The sequence below is a fragment of the Spirabiliibacterium pneumoniae genome, from assembly GCF_014884995.1.
Classification (GTDB): Bacteria; Pseudomonadota; Gammaproteobacteria; order Enterobacterales; family Pasteurellaceae; genus Spirabiliibacterium; species Spirabiliibacterium pneumoniae.
This window is the reverse complement of the sequence record NZ_JABMII010000003.1, coordinates 65921-86844: the sequence shown is the minus strand read 5'-3', so window position 1 is coordinate 86844 and position 20924 is coordinate 65921. Positions and strand designations below refer to the sequence as shown.

At 47.2% G+C, this 20924-nt stretch carries 19 protein-coding genes; 8 read left to right on the top strand and 11 right to left on the bottom strand.

Annotated features, from left to right (window positions below):
* Positions 1-150: 150 nt before the first annotated feature.
* The 3 genes from sfsA to HPC38_RS01885 all read left to right on the top strand — a co-directional run bounded on the left by sfsA (position 151) and on the right by HPC38_RS01885 (position 2617).
* Positions 151-894 carry a DNA/RNA nuclease SfsA gene (sfsA, locus tag HPC38_RS01895; protein ID WP_208119587.1) on the top strand — a complete coding sequence of 248 codons (744 nt, stop codon included), beginning with the start codon at positions 151-153 and terminating at the stop codon, positions 892-894.
* Between the two features lie 221 nt (positions 895-1115).
* Positions 1116-2303 (top strand): tyrosine--tRNA ligase, encoded by a 1188-nt coding sequence (tyrS, locus tag HPC38_RS01890; RefSeq protein WP_208119586.1) that lies wholly within the window; start codon positions 1116-1118, stop codon positions 2301-2303.
* 134 nt (positions 2304-2437) lie between these two features.
* Positions 2438-2617 carry a glycine zipper 2TM domain-containing protein gene (locus HPC38_RS01885; protein ID WP_208119659.1) on the top strand — a complete coding sequence of 60 codons (180 nt, stop codon included), beginning with the start codon at positions 2438-2440 and terminating at the stop codon, positions 2615-2617.
* 43 nt (positions 2618-2660) lie between these two features.
* Here HPC38_RS01885 and galM read toward each other — a convergent pair whose 3' ends face one another.
* From galM to HPC38_RS01870, 3 genes are read right to left on the bottom strand one after another with little or no spacing between them, the layout of a single operon-like run.
* Positions 2661-3695: a galactose-1-epimerase gene (gene galM / locus HPC38_RS01880; RefSeq protein ID WP_208119585.1), complete on the bottom strand. Its 1035-nt coding sequence runs from the start codon at positions 3693-3695 to the stop codon at positions 2661-2663.
* Positions 3692-4849, bottom strand: coding sequence for a galactokinase (galK, locus tag HPC38_RS01875; protein WP_208119584.1), 1158 nt, complete (start codon positions 4847-4849; stop codon positions 3692-3694). Before galK ends, galM begins: the two co-directional genes overlap by 4 nt.
* 11 nt (positions 4850-4860) lie before the next feature.
* Complete coding sequence (locus tag HPC38_RS01870) at positions 4861-5913, bottom strand: UDP-glucose--hexose-1-phosphate uridylyltransferase (RefSeq protein ID WP_208119583.1); 1053 nt, start codon at positions 5911-5913, stop codon at positions 4861-4863.
* A 185-nt stretch (positions 5914-6098) separates the two neighbouring features.
* Between HPC38_RS01870 and HPC38_RS01865 the strand changes: the two genes are divergently transcribed.
* The 5 genes from HPC38_RS01865 to mglC all read left to right on the top strand — a co-directional run bounded on the left by HPC38_RS01865 (position 6099) and on the right by mglC (position 11708).
* Positions 6099-6818: an MgtC/SapB family protein gene (locus HPC38_RS01865; protein ID WP_235977574.1), complete on the top strand. Its 720-nt coding sequence runs from the start codon at positions 6099-6101 to the stop codon at positions 6816-6818.
* Between the two features lie 84 nt (positions 6819-6902).
* On the top strand, positions 6903-7904 hold the full coding sequence (locus HPC38_RS01860; RefSeq protein WP_208119581.1) for a substrate-binding domain-containing protein: 1002 nt from the start codon (positions 6903-6905) through the stop codon (positions 7902-7904).
* A 212-nt stretch (positions 7905-8116) separates the two neighbouring features.
* Positions 8117-9109: a galactose/glucose ABC transporter substrate-binding protein MglB gene (gene mglB, locus HPC38_RS01855; protein WP_208119580.1), complete on the top strand. Its 993-nt coding sequence runs from the start codon at positions 8117-8119 to the stop codon at positions 9107-9109.
* A 45-nt stretch (positions 9110-9154) separates the two neighbouring features.
* Positions 9155-10678 (top strand): galactose/methyl galactoside ABC transporter ATP-binding protein MglA, encoded by a 1524-nt coding sequence (gene mglA / locus HPC38_RS01850; RefSeq protein WP_208119579.1) that lies wholly within the window; start codon positions 9155-9157, stop codon positions 10676-10678.
* Between the two features lie 19 nt (positions 10679-10697).
* The gene (mglC, locus tag HPC38_RS01845) at positions 10698-11708 is read left to right on the top strand and encodes a galactose/methyl galactoside ABC transporter permease MglC (RefSeq protein WP_208119578.1); all 1011 of its coding nucleotides are present in this window, start codon (positions 10698-10700) and stop codon (positions 11706-11708) included.
* Between the two features lie 50 nt (positions 11709-11758).
* On the opposite strand, the gene HPC38_RS01840 is transcribed toward mglC, so the two are convergent.
* The 8 genes from HPC38_RS01840 to folP all read right to left on the bottom strand — a co-directional run bounded on the left by HPC38_RS01840 (position 11759) and on the right by folP (position 20924).
* Positions 11759-12736 (bottom strand): sigma 54-interacting transcriptional regulator, encoded by a 978-nt coding sequence (locus tag HPC38_RS01840; RefSeq protein WP_208119658.1) that lies wholly within the window; start codon positions 12734-12736, stop codon positions 11759-11761.
* A gap of 170 nt (positions 12737-12906) precedes the next feature.
* A complete protein-coding gene (gene cydC, locus HPC38_RS01835) occupies positions 12907-14640 on the bottom strand; it encodes a heme ABC transporter ATP-binding protein/permease CydC (protein ID WP_208119577.1) in 1734 nt (577 codons plus the stop codon).
* A 7-nt stretch (positions 14641-14647) separates the two neighbouring features.
* On the bottom strand, positions 14648-16408 hold the full coding sequence (cydD, locus tag HPC38_RS01830; RefSeq protein ID WP_208119576.1) for a heme ABC transporter permease/ATP-binding protein CydD: 1761 nt from the start codon (positions 16406-16408) through the stop codon (positions 14648-14650).
* 50 nt (positions 16409-16458) lie between these two features.
* Complete coding sequence (gene trxB / locus HPC38_RS01825) at positions 16459-17412, bottom strand: thioredoxin-disulfide reductase (RefSeq protein ID WP_235977573.1); 954 nt, start codon at positions 17410-17412, stop codon at positions 16459-16461.
* Between the two features lie 9 nt (positions 17413-17421).
* A complete protein-coding gene (locus HPC38_RS01820) occupies positions 17422-18276 on the bottom strand; it encodes a co-chaperone YbbN (RefSeq protein WP_208119575.1) in 855 nt (284 codons plus the stop codon).
* A gap of 53 nt (positions 18277-18329) precedes the next feature.
* A complete protein-coding gene (locus HPC38_RS01815) occupies positions 18330-18725 on the bottom strand; it encodes a cytochrome b562 (protein ID WP_208119574.1) in 396 nt (131 codons plus the stop codon).
* 9 nt (positions 18726-18734) lie between these two features.
* Positions 18735-20072 carry a phosphoglucosamine mutase gene (glmM, locus tag HPC38_RS01810; RefSeq protein ID WP_208119573.1) on the bottom strand — a complete coding sequence of 446 codons (1338 nt, stop codon included), beginning with the start codon at positions 20070-20072 and terminating at the stop codon, positions 18735-18737.
* A 9-nt stretch (positions 20073-20081) separates the two neighbouring features.
* Positions 20082-20924 (bottom strand): dihydropteroate synthase, encoded by an 843-nt coding sequence (gene folP / locus HPC38_RS01805; RefSeq protein ID WP_208119572.1) that lies wholly within the window; start codon positions 20922-20924, stop codon positions 20082-20084.

The following is a 20924-nucleotide window of genomic DNA, read 5'->3' as shown; positions in this document are numbered from 1 at the left end:
GGCGTTATGACATCACTGCAATACACAGAAAATTCGCCTTTAACTTTAGCATTTTTTACGGCAAATTTGACCAATTTTTTCAAAAAAATCGCCATAGATCTCACTTCAGGTTAAAATAATACGCCGACCGCACTTTGAATGAGGAAAACCATGCAGCTGCCCACCCTACAATCCGCCAAACTGCTACGCCGTTATAAACGCTTTTTAGCCGATGTTCAACTGCCTGATGGCTCGACACTCACGCTTCACTGCCCCAACACGGGCGCGATGACTGGCTGCGCTGATGAGGGTGACACCGTGTGGTTTTCCACGTCAACGAATACCAAACGCAAATATGCCCACACTTGGGAGCTGACAGAAAAGCCCAACGGGAATATCATCTGCGTGAATACCACGCGCGCAAATGCGCTGGTGCATGAAGCCTTGCAAAGTGCGGTTTTGCCTGAACTGGCAAACTATCAACAGATCCAAAGTGAAGTAAAATACGGGCAGGAAAATAGCCGCATTGATTTTTTGTTGCAAGATCAAAAGCAGCCTGACGCTTATGTTGAAGTGAAATCCGTCACCTTGCTGGGTGAAACACAAAGTGCGGTCAACCTGCCTGCTGGCTGTGGCCTGTTCCCCGACGCTGTCACAACCCGTGGGCAAAAGCATCTGCGCGAATTAATGCATATTCATCAGTGTGGCGCTCGTGCAGCCATTGTTTACGCTGCGCTACACAGTGGCATTCATTGCTTTTATGCACAACAAACGATTGATAAAAAATACGCCGACTTACTGTATAACGCTCACAAAACAGGCGTTGAAGTCTATTGTTTGCAAGCTGTATTCACGCGCGACAACAGCATGCCGACTCAGCTGACCCTGCAGCACAAATTGCCGATTATTTGGTAGAATGTAAAAAAGTGTAATTTCAGTTTTAAATTTAAATGATAACCATTATCATTAGTTCTGCTAGATAACGATAAGATAAAAAATAATCACTCCAACACTTATGCCTCTTCCCCACAAAGAGGCTTTTTTTTGCGCTTTTCCGTTGAAATCATCATAAAGGCTTTATCTTTGCGGATTTATCCCTATAATATTTCTATTTATAACAAAATTGAGTAGAGATTATGACGGAGTTAAACACGGTGCTCGCCGAGCTTAAACGCGGCGTTGAAGAGATTTTATCTGAAGCAGATTTGATTGAAAAACTCAAAGAAAATCGCCCCCTAAAAATCAAACTTGGTGCCGATCCAACTGCGCCTGACATTCATCTTGGGCATACCGTAGTGCTTAACAAACTGCGTCAATTCCAGCAACTCGGGCATGAAATTTACTTTCTGATCGGCGATTTCACGGGTATGGTAGGCGATCCAACCGGCAAAAGTACAACTCGCCCACCACTGACTCGCGAAGATGTGTTACGCAACGCAGAGACCTACAAAGAACAAATTTTTAAAATTCTTGACCCTGCCAAAACAAAAGTGGTGTTCAATTCCGATTGGCTAAGCGAGCTTGGCACAGAAGGCATGATTCGCCTTGCCTCGAGTTACACCGTCGCTCGTATGCTTGAGCGTGATGACTTTAAAAAACGCTTTACTAATCAGCAACCTATCGCGATTCATGAGTTTATCTATCCTCTCTTACAAGGCTATGACTCTGTCGCTCTTGAAGCCGATGTGGAGCTGGGTGGAACAGACCAAAAATTCAACCTCCTGGTAGGACGTGAGTTGCAAAAATCGGCAGGGCACAAGCCACAAGTTGCGATCACTTTGCCATTACTTGAAGGGCTTGATGGCGAGAAAAAAATGTCAAAATCGCTGGGCAACTACATTGGCGTGAGCGAAGCGCCCGATGAGATGTTCGGCAAAGTGATGTCGATTTCTGATGAGTTAATGTGGCGTTGGTATGACCTGCTCTCCTTCCGCCCACTACAAGAGATTGCCGAACTCAAAAGTGCGGTTGAAAACAGCAAAAATCCGCGTGATGTAAAAGTGCTGCTCGCGAAAGAAATTGTCGCTCGTTTCCACAGTGATGCCGCCGCTAAGCAAGCCGAGCAAAACTTTATCAACCGTTTCCAAAAAGGCGCGATGCCTGAAGACATCCCAGAAGTAACCCTTGAAGGTGAGCTGCCGCTAGCGAATTTGCTCAAAGAGGCTGGACTTGTCAGCTCTACCTCTGAGGCCATTCGCATGGTGAAACAAGGTGGGGTGAAAATTGACGGTGAAAAAGTCGATGACAGCAAACGCATCATCAGCGCCTCAACGGCGATTTATCAAGTCGGCAAACGCCGCTTTGCAAAAGTCACCGTAAAATAGTTTAATTGCTATCCTATTGAAAAACCGCACTTTTTTGTGCAGTTTTTGTGTTTGATTTGCTTTTTTCTACCTCGTTGTGTAGGATAGAAGGAAATCAAAAAGGAGGAACTATGAAAAAATCAGTATTAAAAACAATGGCTGTGGTTGCGAGCTTGGCGTTTTTAACCGCATGTTCCAACATGAATCAACAGCAGAAAAATACCGCCGTGGGCGCGGCAATTGGTGGCGTTGCGGGTAATGTCATCGGTAATAGCACAGGCGCAACCTTAGGTGGCGCAGCGCTGGGTGGCGTGATTGGTAGCCAAGTGAAATAAAGGCAAACAGACAACAAACCGCACTTTTCAGTGCGGTTTTTCTTTATGGGGTGTAAAACGTAAATACTGTATCGTTGCAATAACGCACATCTTTTTGGCTCATGCCGCCATAGCGCCACCATGCTGGATGATTCGGCGTATCAGGCAGCGCTTCGGTTTCCAGCGCCACACCTGCTTGATTGGCATACGCGCCACCTTGGCTATTCAGCGTGCCTTGTAAAAAATTCCCCGTATAAACTTGGATCGCCGCTTGATTGGTCGTGATCGCTAACCCTAAATCCGCTTGACTGGAAATCAACCGCACTTGCACTTTTTTGCTATTTTGTTCATCGAACAAAAAGGCGTGATCATAGCCGCGAGTGGCTTTTTGATCCTCATCGCGCATAAAATCCTGCCCAATTGTTTTAGGCTGTTTAAAATCAAACCCTGTGCCAGCTACTGCTTTTAGCTCACCTTGCGGAATTCCTTCACTGTCAACGGGCAGATAATGGCTGGCAGCAATGTGCAAGCTGTGATCGAGCACATCGCGCCCAGAACGAATGCCATCAAGATTAAAATAAGGATGACACGTCAAGTTGAGCGGCGTATCAGCACTGGCAACGGCGGAATAACAAATCCGCAGCGCGTTATCATCACTTAAAGCGAACAAGGCTTGCGATTGCACCTCACCAGGGAAACCTTGGTCTCCGTCAGACGAGGTGAGCGCAAAGGTGACCGCACTTTCGCTTTGCTCAAGCACTTGCCAACGTTTATGATTAAACCCCTGGCTGCCACCATGCAATTGATGCTTGCCATCTTGGTTGGCATCAAGGGTAAAAGTGCGGTCATTGAGCGTAAACTGCGCATGGGCGATACGGTTAGCATAACGCCCCACGCTCGCCCCCAAATACGCTCCTTGCGCACAATGAACCTGTGGATTATCCGCGCGCAACAATACTTCACGCTGCTGCTCCCTCACTGGCACTGAGCAGGCCAACCACGTCGCTCCCCAGTCGGTGAGCAGCACACGCATGCCGTGCGCGTTGTTCAGTTCAATCAGCTTAAACGGTTTGCCATCGGCGGCGAGCATCTCGGTCATAGCTTGTGCACTCCTTGTGAGGCACAGCAAACATAAAAGGTTTCTGCCTTACCAAAACGATTTTTATAGTGTTTCGCGATATGCTCACGCACTTTTTCAACTCTATTCACTGGTGCCAATGCCACAATGCAGCCACCAAAACCACCACCTGTCATACGTGCGCCACCCTCGCCACCGATCGCTTCTTGCGCCAATTCAACAAGGTAGTCGATTTCTGGCACGGTAATTTCAAAATCATCACGCATCGAAGCATGGGACTGCCCCATTAATTTGCCTAACGCCGCCAAATCTCCTTTTTCTAGCGCTTGCACCGCATCAAGAACACGCTGATTTTCAGTGACCACATGGCGAGCACGTTTGGCCACATCTTTATCAAGAGTTTCAAGTTCTTGCTCTTTAGCTTTAAATTGCTCAACGCTGACATCTCGCAGCGCTTTCACGCCAAAAAATTCCGCTGCTTTTTCACATTGCTGACGGCGTGTATTGTATTCCCCACTGACCAAATCATGCTTAACATTGGAGTTAATGATCATCACCGCCACATCCTTTGGCACAGGAGTTGGTTTAGTGTCAAGACTACGGCAATCAATCATTAATAAATGATCTGCTTGACCGAGCGCAGAGATTAGCTGATCCATATTGCCACATTGGCAGCCGACAAATTTATTTTCGGCTTTTTGTCCAATCAACGCCAATTCCACATTACTTAATGGTAAATCCCCAATAATTTGGCAAAATTTACCCACTGACACTTCTAATGCCGCCGATGAGCTTAAACCTGAACCTAACGGCACATTGCCGCAGATGACCAAGTTCGCTCCTTGCGTGAACCCTGGGCATTTTTCTTGGATAAATTTCACCACGCCGCGCACATAACCTGTCCATTTTTTGTTATTATTCGGCTCAATCGGCGCTTGAAGATCAAACTCATCCCATTCATCAAGATCAACTGCGTAGACTTTAAAAAGGCTGTCTGAGCGCACTTTGCCACTCACTGCAGTGCCGTAATCGATCGCACATGGCATCACAAAGCCGTCATTATAATCCGTATGTTCACCAATAATGTTGACTCGCCCTGGCGCATAGACGGTTAATTCAGGTTCATCTTGAAAGTGGATTTTAAACTCTGCTGGGGCTTTTTGTTGAGGGTTCATTCGTTGTCTCCTTATCTTGCTTTATAATGCACGTCACTTAATGCCGCCAAGCGGGCGGCGGCTTGTTCGGCGGTGAGGTCGCGTTGCGCTTCGGCGAGCATTTCATAGCCGACCATAAATTTGCGCACGGTGGCTGAGCGCAGCAGCGGTGGGTAGAAACAGGCGTGCAGCTGCCAGTGATCAATATTGCGTCCATCTTTAAAAAACGGCGCGAAGTGCCACCCCATGGAATACGGGAAAGCGCATTCAAATAGGTTGTCGTATTTGGTGGTCAGTTTTTTAATCGCCAGTGCCAAATCATCACGTTGCGCGTCAGTTAATTCATCAAAGCGGCGTACGGGCACTTTCGGCAGCAGCATGGTTTCAAATGGCCACGCTGCCCAATAAGGCACCACCGCAAGCCAAAACTCGGTTTCCACCACGGTGCGTGCGCCGTCTTTTAGCTCAGCGTTGACGTAATCAAGCAACAAATTGCTACCATGTTTATCAAAGTAGACTTTGAGATTCTTCTCTTTGGTGGCAATTTCATTAGGCAGGAAACTATTCGCCCAAATTTGCCCGTGCGGATGTGGTTGTGAACAGCCCATCATTGCGCCCTTATTTTCAAAGGCTTGCACCCAAAGGTATTCTTTGCCCAACTCTTGCAATTGCGCATCCCAAGTGTCAATCACGCCGCGAATGGCTTTTAAATCCAGTTCGGGCAAGGTTTTGCTGTGGTCAGGCGAAAAGCAAATCACGCGGCTTAAGCCTCGCACGCCTTGCACTTGAAACAGTGGATTATCACTTTTCGGCGCGTCGGGGCTGTTGGTCATCAACGCGGCAAAGTCGTTTTGGAAAACATAAGTGCCTTGGTAATCAGGGTTTTTCTCACCTGAAATGCGAGTGTTGCCAGGGCAGAGAAAACAGTTCGGGTCATAACTTGGCAGTTCATCGCGCGCAGGCGCTTCATTTTGCCCACTCCAAGGGCGTTTAGCGCGGTGTGGAGAGACCAAAATCCATTCATCTTTAAGCGGATTATAACGCCGGTGCGGGTGTTCGGTTGCATCAAATTGTAAAGTGACCATAATGCCTCCTAAATGTAAACGTTTTCACCGTTACTTTAGCAATGAATACGCTTTTAAACTGTTAAATAGATCACAAGTTTCAACATTCAGCCCTGAAATTCCTGAAACGCTCACCACAATAAACCGCACTTTTCGCACAAAATTGCGCTACAATAGTGGAATCAACAGTAAAGATGAAGGACATGATGAGCTTATCAACCTTTTTGACAAGTCTTGGTGATCAAATGGATGGGATTGTGCTGGGCAAACTATTGCTGACCGCACTTTTAGGCGGATTAATTGGTATTGAACGTGAGATCAAACGCAAGCCCGTTGGTGTGAAAACCTGCGTGGTGATTGCTGTCACCACCTCAGTGCTGACGATCGTGTCCATTCACGCCGCAGAATATTACGCCTCCCTTTCCAATAATATCCGCACTGATCCCATGCGCCTCGCTGCACAGGTTATCAGCGGTATCGGGTTTATCGGCGGTGGCGTGATTCTGCAAAAAAATAATGATGTAATTTCTGGCATCACCACCGCCGCAATTATCTGGGCGGTGGCTGGGGTTGGCATTACCGTGGGCGCGGGCTTTTATCTTTATGCGCTAATGGCGTCAGTGATCATTATTTTTATTTTGAAATACAGCACTGGTCTCAAACGTATTATTCCCAAACATGAAAATATCAACCGCGTGATGATCAAACTCGATATGCAAGACACGCATTTGGTGAATAACGTGTCAAAAGTCTTACATCGCGAGTCCTGCGACATTGAAACTATTAGCATCAAAGAGCAAGACGAACATAATTTGGTACTTACCATCAATGCGCAAATTTCTGAACACGGTTCGTCGTATGAATTATATAAAGAGCTGAAAAAAGTGATCGGGATCAGCAATATTGAAATAAAATATTTCAACTGACCGCACTTTTGTATCAAAAGGCTATCCAAGGGCAGAAAAAGCCACTATGATAGAAAACGGTTACATTTTGTGTAAGGGTGAATTATGGTTACCATTCGTGATGTAGCGCAAGCGGCTAATGTATCTGTAGCGACCGTTTCGCGCGTGTTAAATGGTCATGCAAAAATCAGCGATAAAACCCGCCGCGCGGTGCTCAGCGCCGTGGAAAAGCTTGGCTACTACCCCAACGCCAACGCCCAAGCCCTCGCCAGCCAAAGCTCTGATGCGCTTGGCGTGGTGGTGACCGATGTAACCGATGCGTTTTTTGGAATTTTGGTCAAATCCGTTGATCAAGTGGCTAGCGCCAATGCACATAATATTTTGATTGGCATTGGCTATCACGATGCACAAAAAGAAAAGGCGGCCATCGATCTTCTCCTGCGTAAACGTTGCTCCGCTCTTGTGGTTCATGCCAAAGCCCTCAGCGATGAGGTGTTGCGCAATTATATGCAGCGCCACAAAGGCATGGTGCTCATCAACCGTACTTTAGCGGGTTTTGAACCACGTTGCGTTGATCTTAACAACGAAAAAGGCACTTTCCTTGCCACCCAAACGTTAATCAACCACGGGCATCGCTGTATCGGCTACATCGGTTCAAATCATAAAATCAGCGATGAGATGGATCGCAAACAAGGTTACCTCAATGCTTTGAGCGCACACAACATACTCCCTCAGCCATCTTATATGGTCAGCGCCAGCCCCGATTATCAAGGTGGTGAAGAGGCAATGGTGAAACTCTTAAGTTTTAACGATGATCTTACTGCTGTGGTCTGTTATAACGACTCTATGGCAGCTGGCGCGCTATCAATCTTAAATGAAAACGCTATAACTGTGCCAGAGCAATTTTCCTTGATTGGTTTTGACGACATGCCATTGGCAAGCTATTTGATTCCAAAACTGACCACTATTCGCTATCCTATTGATTTAATGGCCAGTTATGCGGCTCAGCTGGCGCTGAGTTTAGTCAACAGTGCAATGCAGCCCCCAGCTAATATTACGTTCAACCCCACTTTAGTGAAACGCTTTTCTGTCGATTTCCGCAAATAACCGCACTTTTGTGATCTGCGTCGCATATTTTTATCTAAATAATGTAATCGTTTTCATTATGTGAAAATGATCACATACTTTTTACACTATGTTGCGTATGCTTGAGCCACGTTATCGCGTAAGGCGATAATTTCTTGGACTCGGTGAAAAGTGCGGTTTCGCAATTGTGCCGACAATCCAGATCTTTCAATAGGTTATATATGGAGAGAACTATGAAAAAAGCTGTTTTATCTGCCATCGCAGTCGCTGTCGGTATGGGTGTTGCAGTATCAAACGCTGCGGCAAAAGACAAAATCGGTGTTACCATTTATAAATATGATGACAACTTTATGTCATTGATGCGCCAAGAAATTGAAAAAGATGCGCAAGCACTCAAAGACGTTGAGTTGTTAATGAATGACTCTCAAAACGCACAATCCATTCAAAACGACCAAGTGGATGTCTTGATTTCAAAAGGGGTTAAAGCCCTTGCTATCAACTTGGTTGACCCAGCAGCCGCACCAACTATTATCAAAAAAGCCTCTGAATACGACATTCCTGTGGTGTTCTTCAACAAAGATCCAGGACAAGCTGCGCTTGATAGCTATGAAAAAGCCTATTTCGTCGGAACCGATCCAAAAGAATCTGGTGAAATCCAAGGTGAGCTGATCACTAAACAATGGAAAGCCCACCCAGAACTTGACCTGAACAAAGACGGCAAAATCCAATACGTCTTGCTCAAAGGTGAACCAGGTCACCCAGATGCCGAAGCACGTACAAAATATGTGATCGAGCGTTTAAATGCTAACGGCATTAAAACTGAACAGCTCTATATCGACACGGGTATGTGGGATGCCGCACTGGCTAAAGATAAAAGTGATGCTTGGCTTTCAGGCCCTAAAGCAAACGAAATCGAGATGATCATCTCCAATAACGATGGCATGGCGATGGGCGCATTAGAAGCCGCTAAAGCACACGGCAAAAAATTGCCAATCTTTGGTGTGGATGCGTTGCCTGAAGTATTGCAATTGATTAAAGGTGGTCAAATTACAGGCACTGTACTTAACGATGGAGTTAACCAAGCGCAAGCTGTTGTTGACCTCTCCAACAATTTAGCGAAAGGTAAGCCAGCCACCGAAGGCACCAAATGGGAAGTGAAAAACCGCAACGTGCGTGTACCTTACGTTGGTGTTGATGCCGATAACTTAGATAAATTCTTAAAATAATCAATCAAGGGAGAGCCTGCTCTCCCCTTTTCCTTGAGGTTGGCCATGAGTACACAACAACCCACTTCTCCAACAGGTGATATTTTGCTGGAAATGAAAGGTGTCAGCAAAACCTTTCCTGGTGTTAAAGCGTTAGACAATGCCAATTTAACCGTTCGCTCACACAGCGTACACGCGCTGATGGGGGAAAATGGTGCAGGTAAATCAACACTTTTAAAATGCCTGTTTGGTATTTATGCCAAAGATGAAGGCGACATTTTATTTTTAGGCAAACCAGTGAATTTCAAAACCTCAAAAGAGGCATTGGAAAACGGGATTTCAATGGTGCACCAAGAACTTAACTTGGTGAAACAAAGCAGCGTGATGGATAACCTGTGGCTGGGGCGCTACCCAACCAAAGCGGGTTTTGTCGATCACAGCAAAATGTATAACGACACCAAAGCAATTTTTAAAGAACTGGATATCGACATTGATCCGAAAGAAAAAGTCGGCAAATTATCCGTTTCGCAAATGCAAATGATCGAGATCGCTAAGGCGTTTTCATATAACGCGAAAATTGTGATTATGGACGAGCCGACCTCGTCGCTGTCCGAAAAAGAGGTCAATCACCTCTTTACGATCATCGAAAAGCTCAAAAATAAAGGCTGTGGGATTATTTATATCTCACACAAAATGGACGAAATTTTTAAAATCTGTGATGAAATCACGATATTGCGTGATGGCAAGTGGATCAACACCATTCCCGTCAAGGGAGCGACGATGGACGGCATTGTCGCGATGATGGTTGGCCGTGAGCTAACTCAACGCTTCCCGCCAAAAACCAACGTGCCAAAAGAGGTGATTTTAGAAATTGAGCACCTGACCGCACTTAACCAACCGTCAGTGCAAGATGTCAGCTTCACCTTGCATAAAGGGGAAATCCTTGGTATTGCAGGTCTTGTGGGCGCAAAACGAACTGATATTGTGGAAACCATTTTCGGCATTCGTGAACGCAAAGGCGGCAACATCAAGCTGCATGGCAAAGAAATGCGCAACAAAACCGCACTTGAAGCCATCAATAACGGCTTTGCGCTGGTCACCGAAGAACGCCGCTCCACAGGGATTTATTCAAATCTGACCATCGAGTTTAACTCCCTGATTTCAAACATTAAATCTTATATGACCAAATTTGGCCTGCTCAGCAGTGCTAAAATGAAAAGTGACACCCAATGGGTAATTGATGCGATGAACGTGAAAACCCCATCGCACAAAACCACCATTGGCTCACTCTCGGGCGGGAACCAACAAAAGGTCATCATCGGCCGTTGGCTTTTGACCCAACCTGAAATTTTGATGCTCGACGAGCCAACTCGCGGTATCGACGTCGGCGCGAAATATGAGATTTATCAGTTAATTATGGAGCTTGCCAAAAAAGATAAAGGCATCATTATTATCTCCTCTGAAATGCCTGAGTTGCTTGGCATCACCGATCGCATCATGGTGATGAGTAACGGTAAACTCGCCGGCATTGTCAACACCAAAGAAACATCGCAGCAAGAGATTTTACAACTTGCCGCCAAATACTTATAAAAATAGAAGGAACACGAAAATGGCTGAAATAGGAAAAAACAAGTCGCTTGAGTTTCTCAAACAAAACGCGATTTATTTTGTGTTGTTAATTCTCTTGGCGATTATCATTATCCAAGACTCCAGTTTCTTAAGTTTGATCAACTTTAGTAATATTTTAACGCAATCTTCTGTGCGTTTGATTATTGCGCTCGGTGTTGCGGGGCTTTTGGTCACGCAAGGTACCGACTTGTCAGCAGGTCGCCAAGTGGGCTTGGCGGCGGTGGTGTCTGCTACCTTATTGCAGGCAATTACCAATGTTAACCGTGTTTTCCCAGATTTGCCTGAAATCCCAATTCCATTGGTGATTTTAACTGTGTGCGCCATCGGGGCTATCATCGGCTTGCTCAACGGCTTTATCATTGCGGTGCTTAACGTTACCCCATTTATCGCCACTTTGGGCACCATGATTATCGTCTATGGTATCAACTCCCTTTACTACGATGCCGTAGGTTCATCGCCAATTGCAGGCTTCACTGCTAACTTCTCCGAGTTTGCACAAGGGTACTTCCGCTTTGGGCACTTTAGGCTCTCGTACATTACCATCTATGCGATTATCGCCACCGTGCTGGTGTGGATTATGTGGAACAAAACCCGTTTCGGCAAAAATATCTTCGCCATCGGCGGCAACCCAGAAGCCGCGCGTGTATCGGGTGTTAACGTCACCCGCAACTTGGTCGTGATCTACATGATCGCTGGTATGTTCTACGCCTTCGGCGGTATGCTTGAAGCTGGCCGTATCGGTTCTGCGACCAACAACCTCGGCTTTATGTACGAGTTAGATGCCATCGCGGCATGCGTAGTTGGTGGTGTCTCCTTCGCCGGTGGTGTGGGAACAGTTATCGGCGTGGTAACAGGGGTGCTTATCTTCACTGTGATCAACTACGGCTTGACCTACATCGGTGTTAACCCATATTGGCAATATATCATCAAAGGCTCGATTATCATCCTCGCGGTGGCCATCGACTCCTTGAAATACGCCAAGAAAAAATAACCTACCCAATAAACAAAAACCGCACTTTAAAAGTGCGTTTTTTTATATCGCTATTTTTTAATCCCATACAACTTTAACTTATTCGCGATAGTAGTGTGGGAAGTGCCAAGGCGGGTGGCGAGCTTGCGAGTACTGGGATAGGCGAGATAAAACGCTTGCAACACTTGCTCTTCATATTGGCCTATAATCTCCTCAAGCGTCATATTGGCAAAATCATCAATATCGACGGTTTTGTGGTTATTATGTTTACTGTGGATTTCTGCGAGAGTGAGTAAAGTATTAGGCTCGGCATTGACACAGCTGCGATAAAGCGCGTTATAAAGCTCGCGCACATTGCCAGCCCACTCAAAGGCTTCAAGCTGTTGAATAAAAGTGCGGTCGTAAGCAGGTACATTTTTGCCCAACTGCTGGCTAATTTGGGGTAAAAAATGTTTCACCAGTGGCTCAATGTCTTCAACGTGGGTGCGCAGTGGTGGGATCTCAAGGCTAAGCACATTCAAACGGTGATATAAATCCTCACGTAATTCACCCTTTTCCACATAATAAGACAATGGCTTTTGAGAAGTACAAATCACGCGCACGTCGGCTTTATGCTCTTTTTCCTCTCCAACACGGCGGTAGGTACCGTCGTTGACAAAGCGCAATAATTTCGCCTGCAAGGCAAGGGAAAGCTCGTTGACAGAATCCAACAACACCGTACCGTGATTGGCATATTCAAAAAAACCAATGCTGGTATATTCACCGCTGGCGTGGCCAAACATTTCTTGCTCGGCATCCTCTGGCGGCAAGCCTGCGCAATTAATGGCTATAAATTTGTGCGCGCGTCGTGGGCTGAGCTGATGGCAACGTTTAGCAAACAGATCTTTACCCGTGCCCGTTTCCCCTTGGATCAGCAAAGGCGCGTTAGATTGCGCATAAGTCGCCAACGTGCTCAGCAAGCCCTGCATGACCGCACTTTGTGCGATGATCTCATCGTTGTTGGTATTCACCACAGCCACCGTTGTAATGGCTTGCGAGCTTTCCAGCATATTTTTTAAGGTATTATCATCAAGTACGGTGCCATCAAGCTCGAGCTGCAACGCACCACCTACTTCGCGTAATGAACGAATGGAAAATTTATGCTCCCGTGCACACTGCGCAATATGGGCGATGGCAATGTTGGGGCTGTCAGTGGTAATGCTAAGGATCATTTCATCTCCTAACCAATGCGATGAATAAAGCGATTAAACAGGCTGTCTTGCCGCTCAGCAAGCGTGGCAAAATGGCCTTGTTCAACCAAGCGCGCATTGTCCATTATACAAATGCGATCAAATTGCTCAAGTGCGGTCAGCCGATGTGTGACCATTATCAAAGTTTTATTTTGGCAGTGGCGTAATATCAGTGACAACATTTCGCGCTCGGTTTCACGATCAAGCCCCTCTGTGGGTTCGTCGAGCAACACTATCGGCGCATTGTGCAACAATACACGCGCGAATCCCAGGCGCCGTTGTTCTCCGCCTGACAAAGGCCGCCCACCATCACCAAGCCACTGTGCCAAGCCCTCATTTTGTGTCAATAAATACTCAAGCCCTACCGCACTTAACACCTCGCTTAATTCGTCATCACTGGCATTACGCTTAGCCAGGCGCAAATTATTCGCCAACGTATCACTAAAGATATAAACGCGCTGGCTCATTACGCTCATTTGTGCGCGCAATGCGCTTTCCGTGTAATCTGAAATTGCCACGCCACCAAGCAAAATGCGCCCCTCGTTTGGGTCGAAATTACGCACCAGCAACTGTAGCAAAGAAGATTTCCCACTGCCTGTTTTCCCCAGCAGAGCCAGTTTTTCGCCAGTCGGCACGCAAAGGTTGATGTCACACAACACCGCTTTTTCCGTTGCTGGATAGTGAAAATGCACCTGCTCAAGGGCGAGCGCAACCGCACTTTGTGCTGGTTTCATGCGTGTTCCCGTAAAGCGCACCAAAGGCAGCTGTTCGGTAATATCATTAATGCGCTGCGCGGCACTGATCACTTGCCCTAAGCGCAAAAATGCCGCCCCAAGCGGCATAATAATTTCAAACGAAGCCAATGCAGCAAAAGTGAATAGCGCAATATTGGCCAATGTAAAGTCGTGCTGTTGCGCAAATTCTGTGCTGCCTGCAAGGTATAACATAGTGAGCAGTAAAGCGCCGTTGATCAGTAATACCACCGCGCTCGACAGCCCAGTTAATGCCGCCTCTTGCCCTTGCAGGTGCTGCCATTGTTGCTCTTTTTGTGCCAAGTTATGACGCGCTTGCCCCTCCACGTTGAACAACAAAAGTTCTGCGTGGTTTTGCAACCAGTCAATAAAACGTACACGAAAACGGGCGCGCTCAAGTGTCAATGTTGCGCCAAACTTTTTACCTAACTGATAAAAAATAAACGGCACCAAAAAGGTCAGCACTAACAAAAATGCCACCAGCACCCATGCTAAAGTGCGGTCAATTAAACTTAAACCGAAAAATAAAAACGCAATCACTGCCAGCGCGCTAATAAACGGCGCGGTTAAGCGCAAATAGAGATTATCAAGGGTATCAACATCGGCAACCAAGCGGTTTAATAAATCACTATTGCGAAAACGGGCTAACACACCTGGTGTGAGCGGAATCAATTTGGCAAACACCGCGATACGTAGTTTAGCGATGACGCGGAAAGTGGCGTCATGCATGACCAAACGTTCGGCATAGCGAATGGCGGTGCGCCCAATGGCCAAGCCCCGCACGCCTGCAGAAGGATAGAAAAAGTTGAATATTATCTGGCTGCCTGCCAGTGCAGCAGCGGCTAAAAACCACCCTGAGAGCGTGAGCAAGCCTATGCTGGCGCTCAGCCCGAGAATCATTAACACCACCCCGAAAAGTAACCGCCCATAGGCGTGTTTAAACAGGGCTAAAAAAGGGAAAATCGCTCGCATGGTTATCTCAATTTATCTCATATTGCCGTTCGTTTAAAAGCTGGGCGAAGTAGCCTGATTGGGAAAGCACATCAAACTGCCCATTTTGTACAATCTCGCCTTGGCGCATAACCCAAATTTGATCACATTCACGCAGATCTTCAATGCGATGGGTGATCATCAGCGTTGTTTGTCGCTGACTTAATTGTGCCAACGAGCATAAAACCGCACTTTCACTGTTGGCATCAAGACTAGCGGTCGGCTCATCAAGTAACAACAACATGCTGTGGCGCAAAATCGCTCGTGCCACCGCTAAACGCTGAATCTGCCCGCCTGAAAGCCCCACGTTGCCCTCTTGTAACACATAATCTAAACCTAATTGGCTAACAAATGTTGCGGCATCGGCTTTTTCCAACGCAGCCCATAGCGCGTCATCACTGGCATGCGGATTACCAATTAACACATTTTCACGAATGCTGCCAGGTAAAAGTAATGGATTTTGCCCCACCCAAGCAATACGTTCACGCCAGCGCGGCAAATCCAACTCTCGCAGCTCGACACCGTTAATCCGCAGGCTGCCACGATAAGGCAAAAAACCCAACAACACGTTCATCAATGAGCTTTTTCCCGCGCCACTTTGCCCAACCAGCGCAACACGTTCACCTTTTTTTAAGTGAAAATGCAATTTGCCGCTCAGTGGCCGCCCATCTGGCGTTAGCACTTCAAGGTCGTGGGCAGCAATGTCAAGCCTATCATCCTCGGCAAGTGCTTTGTCAGCACTTTGCGAGCCTTGCACCGATTGGCTGATAAACGCCTCAATGCTATCAGCCGCGCCAATGGCAGCAGCACGATCATGATAATACGTGCCAAGATCACGCAGCGGTTGATAAAACTCGGGGGCTAAGATCAAACTAAAAAAGCCGACAAAGAGCGTTAATGCCATGCCATGGTGGCCAAACTCAATCTGCCCAAGATAGCTAAAGCCGAAATAAACCGCCATCATCGCAATTGAGATAGAAGTAAAAAATTCCAGCACCGCAGAGGAAAGAAAAGCCACTTTCAGCACATCCATCGTAGTGATACGAAATTCATCCGCCGCTTTTGTCATCTCTTGCTGCTCATATTCGGCTTGATCGAATAAGCGCAAAGTTTCTAAGCCACGCAATCGGTCGAGAAAACGCCCACTAAGGCGCTGTAAAACGGTGATATTTTTTTGGCTGGTTTCCGCCGCTTTCAACCCCACCAACGCCATAAAAACAGGAATTAACGGTGCGGTAATCAACAAAATAGCGCCCGCCACCCAGTTAATCGGAAACACGGCGGCAACGATAATCAGCGGAATGAGCATGGATAAATATTGCTGCGGCAAATAGCGCGCATAAAAGTTATGCAAATTTTCCACCTGCTCAAGCACAATGGTCGCCCAACTGCCCGCTGGGCGTTGTTTCATGGCAACAGGCCCAATGAGAGCCAGTTTATCCAGCACTTGCGCGCGGATATGGCTACGCAAGCGCTGCCCACTGGTAAAACCAATTTTCTCACGCCAATATAAAATGCCTGCACGCAGCACAAAAATGCCACTCAGCCCAATAAAATACGTGACAAAGTCGGACGGGGCGGCGCGTTTGACGATCAGCTGCTCAAGCAAAAAAGCCAAACCCCATGTTTGCAGCACAAGTAAAACCGCACTTATGCAACCTAACAATACATTAAAATACAGCGGGCGTTTAATCATTACTCGCTGTGCACGCAGCCATTGATTAACCTGCTTTTGGCGTGCTTTGTCCATTTAACTTCCTTGCAATCAGGTGCAAGGCAGGCTTGCACCATTGACTTTTCTTATTGCTCTTGATTATCTAAAAAACGCTCAGCATCAAGCGCGGCCATGCAGCCTGTACCAGCGGATGTGATCGCTTGTCGATAGATATGATCCATCACATCACCTGCAGCAAACACACCTTCCACGCTGGTCGCCGTGGCGTTGCCATTTAGGCCAGAATTAACCACAATATAACCGCCATTGAGAGTCAACTGCCCCTCAAAAAGTGCGGTATTCGGTGCGTGGCCAATGGCGACAAACACGCCATCAAGCGTGATTTCTTCTTGTTTATCAGACTGGGTATCTTGCAATTTCACGCCTGTCACGCCCATGTCATCACCCAACACTTCAGCTAAAGTGCGGTTGGTGTGTAGCACAATTTTGCCTTCAGCAACACGTTTTTGCATACGCTCAATTAAAATTTTCTCAGCGCGGAATGTATCGCGGCGGTGTACTAAATGCACAACACTGGCGATATTCGCAAGATAAAGCGCCTCTTCCACTGCCGTGTTGCCTCCGCCGATCACAGCGACAGGCTTGTTGCGATAGAAAAAGCCATCACAAGTCGCACACGCTGAAACACCCTTGCCTTTGTATTGCTCCTCGCTCTCCAGCCCCAAATATTTGGCCGACGCGCCCGTTGCGATGATCAACGCATCGGCGGTAAATTCATGGCTATCACCCCACAATTTGAACGGGCGCGTGCTTAAGTCCACTTTATTGATGTGATCAAAGACAATCTCGGTATTGAATTTTTCAGCATGTTGCAGCATACGTTGCATTAATTCGGGGCCAGTGGTGTCACCAAAATCTCCAGGCCAATTTTCAATTTCGCTGGTGGTGGTCAACTGCCCACCTTGTTGCATGCCTGTGACTAATACTGGGCTTAAATTAGCACGCGCGGCATAAACAGCCGCAGTGTAGCCCGCAGGACCTGAGCCTAAAATTAACAATTTGCAATGCTTAACGCTCATAATAATTCCTTAATATAAAAGTGAATAAATAAAACGGCGATATTGATTTGCCAGCGGATCGGTGCCGAGTGCCTGCAAAATAGCGAGATATTCTTTTTTCAGATCGCCGTTTTCGATATTTAAATCTTGTCTTAAAAACGAGAGCAATAATTTCAATGCCTCTTCGTTTTTGCCTGCTTGGTGCAGCTGTAACGCCAATTTCAAGGCAATATCAGGGCGCGGAGATTTTTTGAAATCCTCCTGCAATTGCTGAATTTCAGGCGTATTCGCCGCTTCATTCATTAATTCAATTTGCGCCTGCAAGCCCTGCCAGCGGCTGTCTCTGTCTTGCAGTGGGATTTGATCTAAAATCTGCTGTGCGCTGTCGGCATTTTTCATTGCGATATAGGTTTCAGCATACAAAAGTGCGATGTCGCTGTTTTTTTGATCCGATAGCGCCCACGCCTCTTTTAATAACGGCAGTGCGTTGTTGTAGTCTTCTGCTTGCAAATAGTCAAGCGCAAGGTTGAATTTCAGCTCTTCTTCTTTTGGTAGTAAGGCGCTCAACCGCACTTTGAGCTCATCTTCACTCAACACACCAGGGAACGCATCAAACGGCGCTCCTTCTTTGAATAAATACGTGGTTGGCACGCTTTGCACTTGAAATTGCTGTGCGATCATCGCCTCACTGTCACAATTGACTGTCAACAGCAAAAAGGCGCCATTATGCTGCTCGGCAATGCGGGTTAAAAGTGCGGTAAACTCCAACGATTGCGGGCTAGATGGGCTAAAAAATGTCACAACCATTGGCTGTTGCGCCGCACCTTGTAACACGTCGTTAAAATTGTGCTGAGTTAATTCAATAACTGCGGGCTGATTTTGCATAACTCTCCTTGTGATTTCAGTACGTCACTGCGCCGCCAGCTGGCGGTGTCGGATTATTTATATTTGGGATGATAAGTATCTCGCAGGTCATAAAGCGTTTGCACCTGTGCTTTCGCTGCGTCCAAATTGCCTTGTTGCGCTTGCGATTTGGCTTGTTCAGCCGCATCGATAAAATCTTGCATGCCTTGTTGATAATCTTGCACCTGCGCGCTATCAGGTGCTTCATCCGCCAAACGGTGTGGCGTTTGTGTTTTGCCATTTTTCGCCGCATCAATCACGCTGTCTATTGCTTGAATGAATGTTTGGCTGTCGTCAGCGCGCAGTGCTTGACGGGTGCTTTGCATTATTTCACGCATGTCTTTTGAAAGCTGCCCATGCGCCAACGCTAGGCTACTCAAGCCCAACAAACTGGCGAACATAACACCTTTGATTGTGTTTTTTAACTGCATAATCACTCCTTATTTTACGGCTTTAACCGCACTTGCAATACGCTCAGCACTACTTTGTGCCAACTCGCCATCACGACATTCTACCATAACCCGAATCAGTGGCTCGGTACCCGATTTGCGCAGCAATATCCGCCCTTTGCCAGCCAGCGCTTGCTCCACCTCAGTAGCCACAGCTTTCACTTCATCGCTTTCAAGCGGATCAACGCCGCCCTCAAAGCGCACATTGATCAACACTTGAGGGAAAAGTTGCACCGCACTGGCCAGCTCATGCAGGCTAACATTTTGCTGCACCATGGCCGCTAAGACTTCAAGCGAGGCAATAATGCCATCACCTGTGGTATTTTTGTCAGACACAATGATATGTCCTGAATTTTCGCCCCCTAATTTCCAACCGTGCGCCTCCATTTGTTCCAGCACATAACGGTCGCCCACTTTGGCACGCACGAACGGGATCATCAACTGTTTCAGCGCCAATTCAAGCGCCATATTGCTCATCAACGTGCCGACCACCCCGCCTTGCAACTTACCTGCACGCAATGCTTCACGCGCGATGATAAACAGAATTTGGTCGCCATCCACTTTATTCCCCAAATGATCAACCATAATCAAACGGTCGCCATCACCATCGTAGGCCAAGCCCACATCAGCGCGAGATTGCACCACAATTTCTTGCAGTGCTTTAATATCAGTAGCACCGCACTTTTCATTAATATTCAAGCCATTAGGTTTAGTGCCAATTTCAATCACCTCGGCGCCAAGCTCGCGCAATACATTTGGTGCAATGTGATAGGTGGCACCATGAGCGCAATCCACTACAATTTTGAGATTATTTAAACTAGCATGGGCTGGGAAAGTGCTTTTACAAAATTCAATATAGCGACCAGGCGCATCACTGATACGGCTGGCACGACCAAGCTCGGCGGATTCCACACAGTCCATCGGCGCATCTAGCATCGCCTCAATCGCCAGCTCCACCTCATCAGGCAATTTGGTGCCTTGACTGGAGAAAAATTTGATTCCGTTGTCCCAGTAAGGATTGTGCGAAGCGGAAATGACAATGCCTGCTTCTGCACGGAAAGTGCGGGTGAGATACGCCACCGCTGGGGTTGGCATCGGACCGATAAACGCCGCAGAAAGCCCCGCTGCCGCAAGCCCTGCCTCCAGCGCGGACTCCAACATATAACCTGAAATCCGCGTGTCTTTGCCAATTAACACTTTGCGGCTGCCTTGGCTGGCAAGCACTTTACCTGCAGCCCAGCCCAATTTTAATGCAAATTCAGGTGTAATCGGGAAATCGCCCACTTTACCACGCACACCATCGGTGCCGAAATATTTACGTTCTGCCATTGTTTGTCCTTATGATTTTGCTCGGGCAGGATCTTGAGTCGCCTGCCAAATGGTTAATGCTTGCGCCATCGCCTTGACATTATGCACGCGTAAAATGCGCGCGCCTTTCATCGCACACAATAGTGATGCGACCGCACTGCCAAGATCGCGATCGGTTATGTCATTATGCAACACGTTGCCGATCATTGACTTGCGTGAAAGCCCTGCCAAGACGGGATAACCCAATGCACACAGTGTATCTAACTGTTGCAATAATTGATAGTTATGTTCGGTGGTTTTCCCAAAACCAAACCCTGGATCAAGGATAAGATTTTCACGGCGAATACCCGCCGCCATACAATCTTGCGCGCGTTGATTGAGGTAATCACACACCTCACGCACCACATTGTCGTAGTGCGGATTTTGCTGCATCGTGCGCGGCTGGCCTTGCATGTGCATAATACATACAGGCAAATTCAAATCGACCGCACTTTGCAATGCTTCTGGCGCTTGCAGTGCGCGCACATCGTTGATCAGATCCATGCCCACCTTGGCGGCCTCTCGCATCACTTGTGCTTTGGATGTGTCCACCGAAATCCAACAATCAAAGCGCGTTCTCACCGCTTCAACCAGCGGCACCACGCGCGCAATTTCCTCCTCCACACTCACGTCCGCCGCCCCTGGTCGAGTGGATTCGCCACCAATGTCGATGATGCTTGCGCCTGCGTTGAGCATCGCTTCAACATGGCGAAAAGCGCGGTCGAAGTCATAAAACTGACCGCTGTCAGAAAACGAATCGGGCGTGACGTTTAAAATGCCCATAATCTGCACCTGATGGAGATCCAAAGTGCGGTTGTTTGCTTGCAATAACAT

Excerpts from the sequence above, each read along its gene's own strand:
- sfsA (WP_208119587.1), top strand. The coding sequence starts at position 151 with ATGCAGCTGCCCACCCTACAATCCGCCAAACTGCTACGCCGTTATAAA.
- tyrS (WP_208119586.1), top strand. The coding sequence starts at position 1,116 with ATGACGGAGTTAAACACGGTGCTCGCCGAGCTTAAACGCGGCGTTGAA.
- HPC38_RS01885 (WP_208119659.1), top strand. The coding sequence starts at position 2,438 with ATGGCTGTGGTTGCGAGCTTGGCGTTTTTAACCGCATGTTCCAACATG.
- galM (WP_208119585.1), bottom strand. The coding sequence starts at position 3,695 with ATGACCGAGATGCTCGCCGCCGATGGCAAACCGTTTAAGCTGATTGAA.
- galK (WP_208119584.1), bottom strand. The coding sequence starts at position 4,849 with ATGAACCCTCAACAAAAAGCCCCAGCAGAGTTTAAAATCCACTTTCAA.
- HPC38_RS01870 (WP_208119583.1), bottom strand. The coding sequence starts at position 5,913 with ATGGTCACTTTACAATTTGATGCAACCGAACACCCGCACCGGCGTTAT.
- HPC38_RS01865 (WP_235977574.1), top strand. The coding sequence starts at position 6,099 with ATGAGCTTATCAACCTTTTTGACAAGTCTTGGTGATCAAATGGATGGG.
- HPC38_RS01860 (WP_208119581.1), top strand. The coding sequence starts at position 6,903 with ATGGTTACCATTCGTGATGTAGCGCAAGCGGCTAATGTATCTGTAGCG.
- mglB (WP_208119580.1), top strand. The coding sequence starts at position 8,117 with ATGAAAAAAGCTGTTTTATCTGCCATCGCAGTCGCTGTCGGTATGGGT.
- mglA (WP_208119579.1), top strand. The coding sequence starts at position 9,155 with ATGAGTACACAACAACCCACTTCTCCAACAGGTGATATTTTGCTGGAA.
- mglC (WP_208119578.1), top strand. The coding sequence starts at position 10,698 with ATGGCTGAAATAGGAAAAAACAAGTCGCTTGAGTTTCTCAAACAAAAC.
- HPC38_RS01840 (WP_208119658.1), bottom strand. The coding sequence starts at position 12,736 with ATGCTGGAAAGCTCGCAAGCCATTACAACGGTGGCTGTGGTGAATACC.
- cydC (WP_208119577.1), bottom strand. The coding sequence starts at position 14,640 with ATGCGAGCGATTTTCCCTTTTTTAGCCCTGTTTAAACACGCCTATGGG.
- cydD (WP_208119576.1), bottom strand. The coding sequence starts at position 16,408 with ATGGACAAAGCACGCCAAAAGCAGGTTAATCAATGGCTGCGTGCACAG.
- trxB (WP_235977573.1), bottom strand. The coding sequence starts at position 17,412 with ATGAGCGTTAAGCATTGCAAATTGTTAATTTTAGGCTCAGGTCCTGCG.
- HPC38_RS01820 (WP_208119575.1), bottom strand. The coding sequence starts at position 18,276 with ATGCAAAATCAGCCCGCAGTTATTGAATTAACTCAGCACAATTTTAAC.
- HPC38_RS01815 (WP_208119574.1), bottom strand. The coding sequence starts at position 18,725 with ATGCAGTTAAAAAACACAATCAAAGGTGTTATGTTCGCCAGTTTGTTG.
- glmM (WP_208119573.1), bottom strand. The coding sequence starts at position 20,072 with ATGGCAGAACGTAAATATTTCGGCACCGATGGTGTGCGTGGTAAAGTG.
- folP (WP_208119572.1), bottom strand. The coding sequence starts at position 20,924 with ATGTTATTGCAAGCAAACAACCGCACTTTGGATCTCCATCAGGTGCAG.